This window comes from Mesorhizobium sp. M0954, assembly GCF_040319155.1.
GTDB lineage: Bacteria > Pseudomonadota > Alphaproteobacteria > Rhizobiales > Rhizobiaceae > Mesorhizobium.
On the sequence record NZ_JAMYNR010000004.1, the window covers coordinates 234,208 to 247,689 of the forward strand.

Sequence of the window (13,482 nt, forward strand, 5' to 3'; positions counted from 1 at the left end):
TCCCGCCGGCGGGTTTCTAGCGGCGTTTTTTGGGCATCAAGACTGCCAGCGACGCGGCGAGAATCGATTTGCCGCCGGTTTGCATGCCCAAAAGAACCGCAAGAACGATGAAGGCGCCGACGAAGGCACCCTGCCAATTTGAATCGATACCGGCCATCAGCAGCGCATTCCTGATCACCTCGAGGAAGGCCGAACCGATGATCGCACCGAAGGCCGTGCCGGCGCCGCCCATGAGGCTGGCGCCGCCAATGACTGTCGCGGCGATAACGCGCAGCTCGTAGCCCTGGCCCATGGCATTGATGGCCGAGCCGTTATAGCCGAGGAGCAGGAGCGAGGCGAGCGCGGCGGTGAAAGCCGAGAAGACATAGGCCTGGAATTTAATCCAGTTGACCGGAACGCCGGTGAGCCGTGCCGCCTCCTCATTGCCGCCGATGGCGAAGAGATGCCGGGCCCAGGCTGTGAAGTTGAATACGAAGCCGAGAATCAGGGCCAAGATCACCATGGTCCAGAATTGTGACGACAGTTCTGGTATCCAATGCGGTGCCCAGTCGTTCGGACCATGCCGCGGCCATTTCCACTGACCGATTGCCTTCACGATCGGAGCATCGGGCCCGAACTGGTAGAGCATCTGGTTGGCCGAGAATACGACCGCCAGCGAGCGCGCGACGGACAGCATACCGAGGGTGACCACAAAGGACGGCATCCCGACATAGGCGACAAAGAATCCGTTGACCGCGCCACAGGCCAGACCGGAGAAAAGGCCCATGGCGAAGGCGACGTACCAGGGATAATGCCAAGTGAGGAACAGGCCGGCGACGATGACCACGAGACCCATGACGGAGCCGACCGACAGATCGATACCGCCGGTGATGATGACGATCGTCATGCCAAGTGCCATGATGCCGAAAGGTGCGAAATTGCGCGTCACATTGGCGACATTTTCAGACGTGCCGAAGCTCGGCTCCATCGCAGTCATCAACATGACGAGCGCGATGAGCGCGATCGTCACCCAGAAGGGCTGACTTGAAATCACACGCTGGAGAACTGTTTTTTCCTTGGTCGGGACGAAATCCGACATGGCCGGCCGGCCATGTTCTTCGACTGAGCCCTGAACGCCAATTGACTCCTGAACACTATTCGCCACGGATGGCCCCCGTTATCAGTCCAGTGATTTCCTCGGGCGATGTTTTGTCGGCTGGCTTGTCGGCAACTTTCGAGCCCCGCCTGAGGACGATAATGCGATCTGCCACGGCGAACACGTCAGGCATTCGGTGACTGATCAGCATGACGCCGACTCCTTGTGCTTTGAGGCGTCGGATCAGTTCGAGTACTTCCGCCACCTGGCGCACGGAGATGGCGGCCGTTGGTTCGTCCATCAGCACCAGCTTGGCATTTGAAAGCCGGGTCCGCGCGATGGCGACCGCCTGGCGCTGCCCACCCGACATCTTCCTGACGAGGTCGCGCGGCCGGGTTTCCGATTTGAGTTCCTTGAACAGCGCTGCCGAGCGATCGATCATCGCCTGCTTGTCAAGAATCCTGATCGGCCAGAAGCCTTTCTTGATCTCGCGCCCCAGAAAGACGTTCTGCGCGGCCGTCAGATTATCGGCGAGCGCCAGGTCCTGATAAACAACTTCGATCCCCTTGGCGCGGGCCTGCACGGGCTGGTGGAAGTGGCACACCTCGCCCTCGACTACAATTTCGCCGTCGCTCGGAGGAAAATTCCCGGCCACAGTCTTGACTATCGTCGACTTGCCGGCGCCGTTGTCCCCCATCAGACCAACGACTTCGCCTCGCTCCACCTGGAAGCTGACGTCAGTCAGGGCCTGGATAGCCCCGAAATTCTTGGAGACGTGGCAAACCTCAAGCACCGGCATCGCGGTCCTCCCGGGACAACATTTATCGGTCTTGTCCCTGGTCAATGCACAGCAGCTAATCAGCGAAACGTATTCAACACAATCATTTATTAGGTCAGGCCTTCCGGCCGTAACGCGCCTCGTCCAAGTGTGACTTGTAGCTGCTGCAGAGCACCGAGGCGCTCGGCCGATCCGTACAACAGCCACCAGGCGATCCTCATGCTTGCGCCGCTTCATATCCGTTTCGGGTGAAATGAGTGGGCATTTTTCGAGCGGTGCCAACGCCTCGGGTATGGAGCGCGGCAGAACACGGCTATGCGTCATTCAAACACACGAGGACAGTGGCCAAGCCTGTCCCTAGCGTGCGTCGGCCAGAGCGCACGTCAGGAGATGAACCCGCATTCGGGGGAGGCGAGGGTCAAGTATTGAAAATCCGCTCCTTGCCGGCGCTGCACGAGAGGGATATTCGGTCATGAATTTCAAAGGTTTGATCAAGCGTGCCGAGACAGTGGAGAGAGCGTTCAAGGAGCTCGAAACCGATTTGGCGGATGCGTTTAGCGAATGTCTCAATGTGGACGATCAGTCGCCGTTGAACGACGTCACTGTGCCGGATGAGACGGTATCGGATGAGAATCTCGCGACAACGGATGACAGCTCGCAGCTCGAAGCCAATGCGGACGCCTTCGAGACCGCACGACGGCTGTCCCCCCATACGCAAACCCGGCTGGCTGCCTTAAATGCGGTCGATGGGCTCTTTCACGACGCGCAGGAGTATCTGGGGGAGATCAATGCGAAACTGTCGGAGATCGCGACCTCGCATCATCTGACGGGCGAATTCCTGAAACTGCTTCACGGCGACATTCTTCGCGCCAACGAATTGGAGCTGGCAAATACCGGCCTGACCGCGCAGCAAAGGGTGCTGTCCGAACAGCTCCACGATGCAACCAGAAAGCAGCGCGAGCGCGACAGCGCTATCGAGGCCCTGCAGCAGCACGAGGCGAGCCTGGTCGAGGACAAGGAAGCACTTCGCGGCGCGCTGGCTGCGGCAAGGCTGGAACTCGTCGTCGCAGGCAATGCGAGCGCAAAACGCGAGGCCGAGTTCGGCGAGCTTGTCAAAACGCTCTCGGCCAGAGCGGTCGAGGCCAACAGACGCTCGCGCGAGAACGAGATGCTGCGGGAGAAGCATGTCAGTCTGTCGATCGATCTCGACAAGGCGCTGAAACGGGAGGCCGAGGCGCGGCACAGGCTGGACGAACTCTCGACCGTCCATGCCAATGACGCCGCGCAGGTTTCCGAACTGCTGGCCGCGCTTGGCAAGAGCGAGAAAGAGGAAATGCGGCTGCAGAAATCGCTCGATATGGCGCAGACGAAGCTATCGGAAATAACGGAAGCGGCCCGCCTCAGGGACGGTGACAGGGAAGCCGAGCTTGCACGCAGTGTCGCGGAGATGACCGGCTTGCGTTCTGAAATCGAGGACCTTCGATCGCGGCTGGAAGCCGCCTCCAACCACAACAGCGAAGCCGTCACCGAGATCGCCAGGCTCAAGGCTCAAGCGAGCGACGCGGTGGCCGAAAAGCAAATTGTCGAGCAAAAATTGTCCGCTCTCACGAAGGAGAGCGAACACGACAAGATGAACCTTTCCGCGGTCAGCGCGAATTTTTCGCAGCTTTCCCTGCAGCAGGCATCCGAACAGATACAGTTCGACGTCCAGCGGCAGGAATGCGAGGATCTGCGAGCCGAAGTCGCGTCGCTTCAAGCCCGGGTCAAGGAACTGTTGCCCTATGAGCGGCTCCACAAGGCCACCAACGCCAGACCGCGTGAAGACGGCGTGGTCGAGATCACCGCCGCGGTGGCGGAGAAGGCCCGCGCCAGCAGGCGGCGCCTTCGCCTGCGCGCTGCTTCGTAGCTCAGGCGCGGCTGTCTGAATTTCGACTGGTGCGAAGCGAACATCCGTCGATGGAAGCGATCCTTGGGGCTGGCCTCCCCTGCGTCAGGCTGCAATAGTGCACGCCGGTGAGGCGGAGGGGGCTGAGCGTGCGGCTATTCACAAACCGGAACCACCTCCGTTGGAGGTTGGCCGTCATCGCAATCATGGTGCTTTCGCCGAAGGCGGCGTCGGCCGACACCATTACGCCCGACCGGGTCGCCGCGGCCATTGCGAAGCTCGAATTGCTTGCCGAAGGCGTCGTCGCGGATGGTAGCGTGCCCGGTCTGGCCATCGGCGTCGTGCACGGCGACGAGGTGATCTTCCTCAAGGGGTTCGGGCATCGCGAAGCCGGAAAACCGGAGATCGTCGATGCTGACACGGTCTTCCAGATTGCCTCGCTCTCCAAGCCGGTCTCCGCCACCGTCGTGGCGGCGCTGGTCAGCGACGGGATCGCTTCGTGGGATTCCAAGATCGCCGACCTCGATCCGGCTTTCCGGCTCGCTCAGCCCTATCCGACCAGCGAACTCACGGTCCGCGACCTGTTTGCGCACCGCAGCGGGCTTCCCGGCACCGCCGGCGACGACCTCGAGGACATCGGCTATGACCGCGCGGAGATCCTGCGCCGGCTGCGGTTCGCGTCGCCGTCATCGAGCTTTCGTGCGGGCTATTCCTACAGCAATTTCGGACTGACCGAGGGTGCGGTCGCGGCCGCGAAGCCGACGGGTAAATCATGGGAAGAGGTCGCCGAAGAGAAGCTCTACCGTCCGCTTGGAATGGCCTCGACCAGCTCCCGTCATTCGGACTTCATCAAGCACGCCAACCGCGCCGAGCTCCACGCCAAAATCGATGGCGCCTGGACCGCGAAGGTCCAGCGCTATCCGGATGCGCAGGCGCCAGCAGGCGGCGTCAGCTCCACCGCACGCGACCTCTCGCAATGGATGCGCCTTGTGCTCGGCAACGGGGTCTATGCCGGCAAGAGACTCATTGCCGCCGATGCGCTGGAACAGACACATATTCCCTTGATGGTTCGCGGCAAGAACCCCGTCTCCGGAGGCGAGGCCTTCTACGGCCTCGGCTGGAATATCGAATTCGGCCGGCACGGGCTGATCTGGGGTCATGCGGGCGCCTTCAGCACCGGCGCACGCAGTCTGGTGATGCTCTTCCCCGAGGAGAAGCTTGGCATCGTCGTCATCGCCAACGCCTTTCCGACAGGCGTGCCGGACGGGCTGTCCGACAGCTTCGCCGATCTCGTCTTCGACGGAACCCTGGGCAAGGATAAGATAAAGGCATGGAATGATATCTATGCGAGCATGTTCGGCCCGGTGATTGCGGCGGCCAAGGCCACCTATGCCGCGCCGCCCTCTCCAGCAAGTCCGGCCGAGCCGGCCAGTGCCTATGCAGGCCGTTACTTCAACGACTTCTTCGGCGAAGCTATTGTGTCGGGCGAAGGAGACGCTCTTGTCCTTAAGGTCGGGCCTGCCGGTGCGCGGTCTTATCCACTGAAGCATTTCAACCGCGACCTCTTCGTGACCTTCCCCGATGCCGAGATGCCGGACAGGCCTTCGGCTGTCAGCTTTGCCCTCGGCCCCGACGGCAAGGCGTCGGCCATGACCGTTGATTTTCTCAACGACAATCATCTCGGCACGCTGCGGCGCGTGGGGGATTAGCCACCGGCGGTGAGGGAGCCTATGCCGGGCCGAACTGAAGCAATTTGAAGCAATTGCCGCTTCCCGACTTCAACTGCGTCAGGAAGCCTTTCGACCGGTCGATCCATTCCTGGTGCGATCTGGCATCGGCTTCGATTTCATTGGCCGGTGCAAGCTTGACGAAGCCGCGCCCCGTGCTGAAAAGCCAGCACGCGCGGCCGAGAAACCGCCTGCTGCGCTGGCGCAGCAGATCGGCATCATAAAAGACGTCGAGCACCTCCTGCTTGATCTTCCGCTCCTTTTCGGGATTGGCAATCGCAACCTCGATCGGCTCGCCGCCGATCGCATCCTGCAGGTCCTTGTAATCCAGGGCGATCTGGGTAGTGGCATATTTGATGTCGCTCTCGTTCCGGACGATGTTGAACCAAAGCATTGGGTTGAGCTCGTTGACGACGAACGATGCTTCGAAATCGCGTGACAGATTGAGAATATCGAACCCCTGAACATCGACGTCGCGCTCGACCAGAAGGATCTGGGAAACCTGCTTGGCAAGCCCCGTTCCGTGGGCGCTGACAGCGGCGTTGTCACCGCCGTGTTCCGGACTGACATAGGCACCGCCATCATCCAGCAGCGCGTCGAATTCGCCGAGGGCCTCCACGACAGCGCTGCCGCGGGCAACACGCGCTGCCAGTTTGGCGAGAACCTGCTGGAGCTCCGTTTCGCGTTTGCGCTGGTCCTGATAATTCTGCTGAAAAAAGAAGATGAACAGGGACACGCCAATCCCGATCAGGATCACGCCCAGCTGCGAAAAGATATTGCGATAATATTCCAGCAGCTTTTCACGATGGCGTACGTCGTCACGCACACTGTGCGCCACGCGAAGATTGACGATCAGCGAAACGACCAGGAGCCCGGCGCCGACCAGGATCAGGCCACCGATCAGCAGGTAGCCATGTCGTGAGTTGAAGTCCATTGCTTTGCCGCGCTCCCGAAACCCCAGACAGCGCAGACTAATACCATTCCGCCTCAACACCTACGATCATCCCCACCATTCGGCCACTGTTCTTACAGCCAGGACTACGCTCGCCATCCGCCTCGTTTCGTGGCGGTCTTCTCGCAGCCGGATTCAGGCCGCGTGCTTGGAACCAATGACCGGCGAGACTGTTCAGCTATGACTTTGATACGACGCCGACGTGCCCGGCCGGCTGGGCATGCGGCGATCTTGAGGAGTTCTCATCATGAAGATTTCGTCCAGATTTCGTTCAGTCGCAGTTGCCGTCATCGCTGCGGCGGCAGTTAGCTTTGCCAGCGTCGCGCATGCCGACAGCGGTACGATCCGCTTCGCCGTCTACAAGGCGGCCTTCTTTATCGGCGGCTCCGGAGGCGAGGGCACACTGACCTTCCATGGTCGCCGATATCCGATCTCGGTCGGCGGCATCTCGGGCGGCCTCGCCTTCGGCGCCTCCAAGACCTATTTCAAAGGTACCGTGCGCCACATACGCCGCGCCCGGGATGTGACGGGGGTGTACGGTGCAGCGGGCGGTGGCGGCGCGCTCGGCAAAGGAGCCCAGGTGATCGTCATGACCAATGACAAGGGTGCCCAACTCGAACTCACGGGCAGGCAGGTAGGCCTGCAAGTCAATGCCGATCTCAGCGGTATGAGCATCTCGCTGAAATGAAATAAGGACAGTCACTGCATTCGTTATTCCTTGGATGGGCCGGATTTGGCCGCTCCAAACCGCAGCCCATCCATCAGCAGCGACACCAATCGGCGCGAGCGATCGCGCCAGTCCTTGGTGTCCGGGGCCGAATAGATGCCGCCCAGCGCATGCAGCACGTCGGAGGCATCGACATCGCCGCGGATCGAGCCGTCGGCGACCGCAGCATCGATCAGCCGCCGCAAGGCGAGCGTCACCCTGCCGGAAACGTCGGAGAACAGGGTTGAGTTGGTCGTGAGCAGGATGCGCAGGCTTGTCGACAGCCCGCGCTTGGTGGCGATGTAGTCGACGAAGCGCTGCATCCATTGTTCGAGCGCCATGTCGGGCGCATGATCGCGGGCGAGTTCGTCGGCCGCCTGGCACAGTCCTTCCACTTCGCGCCGATAAACCACCTCGACCAGGTGCTCGCGGGTTGGGAAATGCCGGTAGAGCGTGCCGATGCCGACGCCGGCCTGGCGCGCAATCTCCTCCAGCGAGGCATCGACGCCTTGCGCGGCAAAGGCTTTTGCCGCGACCTCGACCAGAGCATCGCGGTTGCGCTGCGCGTCGGCGCGCAGCGGCTTTGCAACGGCGGCTTCGGTTTTGTCTCCAGAAATGACGGGCGGCTCCGCGGCCAATTTTTTCTCCAGTGCTGATCCGAAGCATACCCGGATAGGCAGGCCCCGTTTCAAGAACGCAGACGCTTCCACCTTCGTTACGTCTCCGACAAATATAATCGCAAGTAAATATAATCACAGGATCGGGTCTGGGCCGGCGTTCCGGCAGGCGAGGCATCTTGCCCGCCTCCAGTGCACGGCCCGTGGATGACGTCCGGAGGATGACGACGGAGGATATTTCCTCGCGGCCGGCACTCGTCATCTGTTCGGCCGATGCCGTGGGGCAAAAATGAGCCCATGTTGAGCACGATCCCCTCAGGATCATTGGACTGTCCTGCCCCTACAGACAGTTCAGAGAGCACCACCGGCTTGGGCCGGTGGTGCTTTTTTGTCTCCAGGCACGACGGCCGGCTGCCTGCCAATTTCCTCCAATTTTGATCATTTTCGATCCTGGGCTTGAACAGGACGGAGCAGGCCCTTAGGTAATAAGCGGAGGCGCCTCCGATTGTGGAGCGCCTTTCTCATGTAATCACGGGATCGGGTATGTCACGTCTTTCGACCTCCCAAGCCGCAGCCCTCCCGGAGCTCGCGCCAAGTCGAACCGACCCCCTCTGCCCTGCCGGGCACTTCCCCCAAGAGGAAGATAGCCTTCACCTAGCCATAAGCTGACCTTGCCGCTCGCCGGCCGGGCACCAGATCATCCCCTCCCGCGTCAAGCAACTGGAGCCAGACGCCCCATGACAAGCAAAACCCGAACTCCAATCCAACTTCGAATCAACGGACATCGACATGAGCTGGAGGTCGAACCGCGCGTTACCCTGCTCGACGCCTTGCGCGACCATCTCGGGCTGACCGGCACCAAGAAGGGCTGCGACCAGGGCCAGTGCGGCGCCTGCACCGTTCATATCGACGGCCAGCGCGTGCTGGCCTGCCTGACGCTTGCCACTCAGGCTGAAAGCAGGGACATCACCACCATCGAAGGGCTTGCCGGGGAGGATGGCACGCTGCATGCGGTGCAGGCCGCCTTCCTCGAACAGGATGCCTTCCAGTGCGGCTATTGCACGCCGGGCCAGATCATGTCGGCGGTCGCCTGCATTCGCGAAGGCCATGCCGGCTCGGATGAGGAGATCCGCGAATACATGGCCGGCAATCTCTGCCGCTGCGGCGCCTATCCGCATATCGTCGCCGCCGTGCGCCAGGCGGCCATGGAGGCCGCGTCATGAGAGACTTTTCGTATCTCCGCGCCGGCTCCGTCGATGCAGCCCGTGAGGCAGCAGCACTTCCCGGCGTCATGCTTCTCGCCGGCGGCACGACGCTTGTCGATCTCGCGAAATGCGGCGTTGCCGAACCCGAGACCGTGGTCGACATCACCCATCTCAAGGGACTGGACACGATTGCCGTTGATGACCGGGGCGCCACGGTCGGGGCGCTGGCCAGGATGAGCACCGTCGCCGACCATGCCGGTATCAAGAGCCGGTTCCCTGCCGTTTCGGAGGCGCTGTGGCAGGCGGCATCGGCGCAGCTGCGCAACATGGCGACGATCGGCGGCAATCTGATGCAGCGTACACGCTGCCCCTATTTCCGCGATCCGGCGAATTTCCCCGCCTGCAACAAGCGCTCGCCCGGCAGCGGCTGCTCGGCGATTGGCGGCGTCACCCGCGGCCATGCCGTGCTCGGCACCAGCGAGGCCTGCGTCGCCACCTATCCCGGCGACCTGGCGGTTGCACTCGTCGCCTTCGACGCGATTGTCCATCTCGGCGACCGTCAGATCGCCGTCGATGATTTTTTCCTGTTGCCGGGCAGCACGCCCGAAAGGGAGCATGCGATTGAGCCCGGCGAGATGATCACCGCGATCGGCATTCCCGCTTCGGCGGCCGCCCGCCGCTCGACCTATCTCAAGGTCCGCGACCGCCAGTCCTATGAATTCGCCGCGGCAAGTGCCGCGGTCGGCATCGAATTCGAGGCCGACGGAAGGACGATCCGCGATCTGCGCGTCGCGCTTGGCGGCGTCGCCACCAAGCCATGGCGCGCCCTTGCCGTCGAAGAGGCGCTGAAAGGCAAAGTGCTCGAGCCGGAGGTCGTCAGGCAAGCCAGCCTGCTCGCCGTCGAGGGCGCCGTCGACCATGGCGCCAACCACTACAAGATCGAACTGGCGCCGCGCGTCGTCGCCCGCGCCATCCTCAAAATGGGAGAAACGGCATGACCGTTCACGAGTTGAGAACAAGACCCGGCGATGCCAAACGCGGCGACGCTTCGGACGGTGCCGTCCTCGCCGACCAGGTCGGCGGCCGGCTGTCGCGCGTCGACGGCCCGGCCAAGATCACCGGTGCCGCCAAATACGCCGTCGAGCAGCAGCTCGAGGGGCTTACCCATGCGGTGCTGGTCGAGAGCACCATTGCCGCCGGCCGGGTGCGTTCGATCGACACGGCCGCGGCCAAGGCGTCGCCCGGCGTGCTGCTGGTGCTGACGCCCGACAATATCCTGCCGCTGAGAACCGCAACGGACTGGCTGGGCACGCCGCCGCCGGACGTCGCTTATTGCCCGCTGGCGCGCGACATCACCTTCAGCGGCCAGCATGTCGCGGCGGTGGTGGCCGAGAGTTTCGAGCAGGCGGTCGCCGCCGCGGCGCTGGTCAAGATCGCCTATGACGAGGCGCCGGCGATCGTCGACCTCAGCGATCCAAAGGCCGGCGACGGCATCCCCGTCGATGCGATGACCAAGGAATGGGGCGAGGCGGAGACAGCGTTCGCCTCGGCTCCGGTCAGGATCTGCAACGCCTACAACACGCCGCGCGAATACCAGGCGCCGATGGAGCCGCATGGCCTGATCGCAAAGTGGCAGGGCGACCAGCTGACGGTCTGGGAGCCGAGCCAATGGCTCGACGGCATGGCGCGGAGCTATGCCGAATGGTTCGGCGTGCCGTTCGAGAATGTACGACTGGTCTCGCCCTATATTGGCGGCGGCTTCGGCTCCAAGGCGTTTGCCTATGGCTACGGCGCTGTAGCGGCAGTCGCGGCGAAAATGCTGGGACGGCCGGTGAAGCTGGCGGTCACCAGGCCGCAGACCTTCACCGCCTATGGCGGACGGGCGGCGACGCGCCAGACCGTGGCGCTCGGCGCCAACGCGGAGGGCCAGATCCAGTCGATCGTGCATCGCGGCGTCAACGAGACCTCGGTCGACGGCATGTGGGTCGAGCCGCTCGGCTCGGTCACCTCGGTCATGTACGCGACGCCGAATTTCTCGTCGCGGCAGAACGTCGTGCGGGTCAACACGGTGGTGCCGGGGGCATTGCGCGCGCCGGGCGAGAACCCGAGCGCCTTCGGCATCGAAAGCGCCATCGACGAGCTCGCCTATGAGGTCGGTATCGATCCGCTGGAAATCCGGCTCAGGAACTATGCCGAGCAGGACCCGCATGCGAAGAAGCCGTGGTCGACACGGCAGCTGCGTGAGGCCTTTGCGGCCGGCGCCGAAGCCTTTGGCTGGTCGAAGCGGAACCCCCGGCCGCGTTCGATGCGCGACGGCAACCAGCTGATCGGCTGGGGTGTCGCGGCAGGTACCTATCCGGTGCGGCGCGCCTATGGCGAGGCGGTCGTGCGTATTCTCGCCGACGGCTCGGTCGAGGTCGAAAGCTCATCGATCGACATGGGGCAGGGCACCTACACGATCCTGGCGCAGACCGCCGCCGAGGTGGTGGGCGTGCCGGCGGAAAACGTCGTCGTCAAACTTGGCGATTCCCGCTATGCCCGTGCCGGCGTCACCGGCGGTTCGCGGCTGGCCGGGGTGATGACCGGCGCCGTCCACAAGGCGGCGAGTGCCGCGCTCGACCAGCTGATCGGGCTCGCCATCAGCGATCCGGCTTCGCCGTTCCATGCGCTGCAGGCCAACACGCTCGTCGTCGCCAATGGCCGCATCGCCTCGCCGCGCGGCAACGGCCCTGAAGTTTCCATCGCCGAACTGCTCAGAAGCGTCGGGCGCGAGCATATCGAGGCGAAGGGCGACACCATGCCGGCCAATTCGACGGTCGAGGACCGCTACAAGAACTACACCACCATAGCCATGGCGCTGCCGCACACCGAGGGCGACTATTCCCGCCACAGCTGGTGCGCGCATTTCATCGAAGTCCGTGTCGACGAGGACTTTGGCACGGTTCGCGTCTCCCGCGTGGTGTCGGCGCTGGATTCGGGCCGGCTCTACAATCCCAAGCTCGCCGAAAGCCAATGGAAGGGCGGCATCATCATGGGCATCGGCCAGGCGCTGCTCGAGGAGGGCATCGTCGACCGCCGGCATGGGCGCATCGTCAACGACAATTTCGCCGACTATCTCATCGCCACCAATGCCGACATTCCCGACATCGAGGTGATCTCGGTCGGTATTCCCGATCCGCATTCCTCGGCGCTTGGCGGCAAGGGGGTCGGCGAGCTGGGCATTGTCGGCGTGGCGCCGGCGATCGCCAACGCGGTATTCCACGCCACCGGGAAAAGGGTGCGGGACCTGCCGATCACGCTGGAGAAGCTGATTTAGGCGGAGGTTGGGACTGTCGGCGCATTGGCGATTGTCAAAAGCCGAGGTGACGACCGATCTCCCCACGAGAGGGGAGATCGGCAGCTTCAACGCTTTGCCTTTTTCAGGCTCACCACGACAGACTGAATGCAAGCTTGCCGAAATGCCGGCCGCCGGCCGCCATATGGGCGTAGGCCTCGGTCGCCTGATGCTGGCTGTAGACCGTGTCGATGACCGGATCGATACGGGCGGCGCCGATGGCCCGCGCCGCGTCGCGCAGGTCGGATACCGAACCGGTGTTGTTGCCCACCACCTTGAGTGCCTTGATGATGATCGGCAGCAGGTTCGTGGTGGCCTCGGCGCCGGTGACGAAGCCGATGGCGAACACCGTGCCGCCGGGCGCCGCGGCATTGATGGAGCGGGCGAAGGTCGCCGCGCCGCCGGTTTCGACGATCAGATCGGCGCCGAGCCCGTCGGTCAACTCGAGCACCTTGGCGTCCCAGTCCGGCGTCTCACGATAATTAATGAGATGATCCGCACCCAAGGCCTTGGCGCGGGCCAGCTTTTCGTCAGACGACGAGGTGATGATGACCGTGGCGCCGGCTGCCTTGGCCAGCTGCAGGGTCAGGATCGAGACACCGCCGGTACCGAGCAGGACGACGACCGACCCCGGCCCGGCATCGGCGGCGCGAAGCGCATTCCACGCGGTGGTGCCGGCGATCGGCAGCGTCGCTGCCGCTTCGAAGGACAGATGCGCCGGCATCGGCACGACGGCATCGGCCGGCAGCGCGACGTATTCGGCGAGCGAGCCGGGCAGTGTCAGCCCGCGCATCTCTCTGGTCTCGTAAGGCCGCGGACGGCCGCCGATCCAGCGCGGTTTTGCATGGGCGATGACGCGGTCGTTGATGGCGAGCCTCGACACGCCCTCGCCGATGCCGACGATCTCGCCGGCGCCGTCGACGACGGGAATGAGCGGAAAGCTCGGACCTGGATAGTTGCCGCTCGCTATCGCGACATCGACAAAATTGAGGCTTGCGGCGCGCAGGCGGATCAGCACTTCGCCGCGCTGCGGTTCAGGCGTGGGAACGGTGGCCGCGCGAAACGCGTCCAGTCTCGGGGCAGTCAGTTCGATCGCTTTCATGTCTCACTCCGGTTGATGGCCGATTGACGGGCCGGGATTGAGTGAAACTAGCTGCTGCGCTATTGGTATATAATCCTTGTGTTTTACATTTGAGCTCTGCG

The 13,482-nt window shown here is 63.1% G+C and carries 11 protein-coding genes; 6 read left to right on the top strand and 5 right to left on the bottom strand.

What is annotated here, in order from left to right; genetic code table 11:
* Positions 1 to 16: 16 nt before the first annotated feature.
* Together NKH93_RS07860 and NKH93_RS07865 are read right to left on the bottom strand one after the other, a co-directional pair.
* Positions 17 to 1,078: an ABC transporter permease gene (locus tag NKH93_RS07860; RefSeq protein ID WP_352472185.1), complete on the bottom strand. Its 1,062-nt coding sequence runs from the start codon at positions 1,076 to 1,078 to the stop codon at positions 17 to 19.
* A 55-nt stretch (positions 1,079 to 1,133) separates the two neighbouring features.
* Positions 1,134 to 1,874 carry an ATP-binding cassette domain-containing protein gene (locus NKH93_RS07865; RefSeq protein ID WP_352451444.1) on the bottom strand — a complete coding sequence of 247 codons (741 nt, stop codon included), beginning with the start codon at positions 1,872 to 1,874 and terminating at the stop codon, positions 1,134 to 1,136.
* A 451-nt stretch (positions 1,875 to 2,325) separates the two neighbouring features.
* Here NKH93_RS07865 and NKH93_RS07870 point away from each other — a divergent pair, with 451 nt between their 5' ends.
* Entirely contained in the window at positions 2,326 to 3,759 is a 1,434-nt protein-coding gene (locus NKH93_RS07870; RefSeq protein ID WP_352472183.1) for a coiled-coil domain-containing protein, read from the top strand.
* 185 nt (positions 3,760 to 3,944) lie between these two features.
* The gene (locus NKH93_RS07875) at positions 3,945 to 5,447 is read left to right on the top strand and encodes a serine hydrolase (RefSeq protein ID WP_352472204.1); all 1,503 of its coding nucleotides are present in this window, start codon (positions 3,945 to 3,947) and stop codon (positions 5,445 to 5,447) included.
* A gap of 19 nt (positions 5,448 to 5,466) precedes the next feature.
* Here the strand turns inward: NKH93_RS07875 and NKH93_RS07880 are convergent, their stop codons facing one another.
* Complete coding sequence (locus NKH93_RS07880) at positions 5,467 to 6,399, bottom strand: hypothetical protein (RefSeq protein WP_352472182.1); 933 nt, start codon at positions 6,397 to 6,399, stop codon at positions 5,467 to 5,469.
* Positions 6,400 to 6,664: 265 nt separating this feature from the next.
* Here NKH93_RS07880 and NKH93_RS07885 point away from each other — a divergent pair, with 265 nt between their 5' ends.
* Positions 6,665 to 7,105 carry a lipid-binding SYLF domain-containing protein gene (locus NKH93_RS07885; RefSeq protein WP_352451439.1) on the top strand — a complete coding sequence of 147 codons (441 nt, stop codon included), beginning with the start codon at positions 6,665 to 6,667 and terminating at the stop codon, positions 7,103 to 7,105.
* A gap of 23 nt (positions 7,106 to 7,128) precedes the next feature.
* Here NKH93_RS07885 and NKH93_RS07890 read toward each other — a convergent pair whose 3' ends face one another.
* Positions 7,129 to 7,761 carry a TetR/AcrR family transcriptional regulator gene (locus tag NKH93_RS07890; RefSeq protein ID WP_023677324.1) on the bottom strand — a complete coding sequence of 211 codons (633 nt, stop codon included), beginning with the start codon at positions 7,759 to 7,761 and terminating at the stop codon, positions 7,129 to 7,131.
* 716 nt (positions 7,762 to 8,477) lie between these two features.
* On the opposite strand from NKH93_RS07890, the gene NKH93_RS07895 reads away from it, so the two are divergent.
* From NKH93_RS07895 to NKH93_RS07905, 3 genes are read left to right on the top strand one after another with little or no spacing between them, the layout of a single operon-like run.
* On the top strand, positions 8,478 to 8,963 hold the full coding sequence (locus tag NKH93_RS07895) for a (2Fe-2S)-binding protein (protein ID WP_352451438.1): 486 nt from the start codon (positions 8,478 to 8,480) through the stop codon (positions 8,961 to 8,963).
* Positions 8,960 to 9,943, top strand: a complete 984-nt coding sequence (locus NKH93_RS07900) for an FAD binding domain-containing protein (protein ID WP_352920274.1) — start codon at positions 8,960 to 8,962, stop codon at positions 9,941 to 9,943. The genes NKH93_RS07895 and NKH93_RS07900 overlap by 4 nt, the downstream gene beginning before the upstream one ends.
* Positions 9,940 to 12,261: a xanthine dehydrogenase family protein molybdopterin-binding subunit gene (locus tag NKH93_RS07905; RefSeq protein ID WP_352837847.1), complete on the top strand. Its 2,322-nt coding sequence runs from the start codon at positions 9,940 to 9,942 to the stop codon at positions 12,259 to 12,261. The genes NKH93_RS07900 and NKH93_RS07905 overlap by 4 nt, the downstream gene beginning before the upstream one ends.
* A gap of 109 nt (positions 12,262 to 12,370) precedes the next feature.
* Here the strand turns inward: NKH93_RS07905 and NKH93_RS07910 are convergent, their stop codons facing one another.
* Positions 12,371 to 13,381: a zinc-dependent alcohol dehydrogenase family protein gene (locus NKH93_RS07910; protein ID WP_352564187.1), complete on the bottom strand. Its 1,011-nt coding sequence runs from the start codon at positions 13,379 to 13,381 to the stop codon at positions 12,371 to 12,373.
* Positions 13,382 to 13,482: the final 101 nt, after the last annotated feature.

Excerpts from the sequence above, each read along its gene's own strand:
- NKH93_RS07860 (WP_352472185.1), bottom strand. The coding sequence starts at position 1,078 with ATGTCGGATTTCGTCCCGACCAAGGAAAAAACAGTTCTCCAGCGTGTG.
- NKH93_RS07865 (WP_352451444.1), bottom strand. The coding sequence starts at position 1,874 with ATGCCGGTGCTTGAGGTTTGCCACGTCTCCAAGAATTTCGGGGCTATC.
- NKH93_RS07870 (WP_352472183.1), top strand. The coding sequence starts at position 2,326 with ATGAATTTCAAAGGTTTGATCAAGCGTGCCGAGACAGTGGAGAGAGCG.
- NKH93_RS07875 (WP_352472204.1), top strand. The coding sequence starts at position 3,945 with ATGGTGCTTTCGCCGAAGGCGGCGTCGGCCGACACCATTACGCCCGAC.
- NKH93_RS07880 (WP_352472182.1), bottom strand. The coding sequence starts at position 6,399 with ATGGACTTCAACTCACGACATGGCTACCTGCTGATCGGTGGCCTGATC.
- NKH93_RS07885 (WP_352451439.1), top strand. The coding sequence starts at position 6,665 with ATGAAGATTTCGTCCAGATTTCGTTCAGTCGCAGTTGCCGTCATCGCT.
- NKH93_RS07895 (WP_352451438.1), top strand. The coding sequence starts at position 8,478 with ATGACAAGCAAAACCCGAACTCCAATCCAACTTCGAATCAACGGACAT.
- NKH93_RS07900 (WP_352920274.1), top strand. The coding sequence starts at position 8,960 with ATGAGAGACTTTTCGTATCTCCGCGCCGGCTCCGTCGATGCAGCCCGT.
- NKH93_RS07905 (WP_352837847.1), top strand. The coding sequence starts at position 9,940 with ATGACCGTTCACGAGTTGAGAACAAGACCCGGCGATGCCAAACGCGGC.
- NKH93_RS07910 (WP_352564187.1), bottom strand. The coding sequence starts at position 13,381 with ATGAAAGCGATCGAACTGACTGCCCCGAGACTGGACGCGTTTCGCGCG.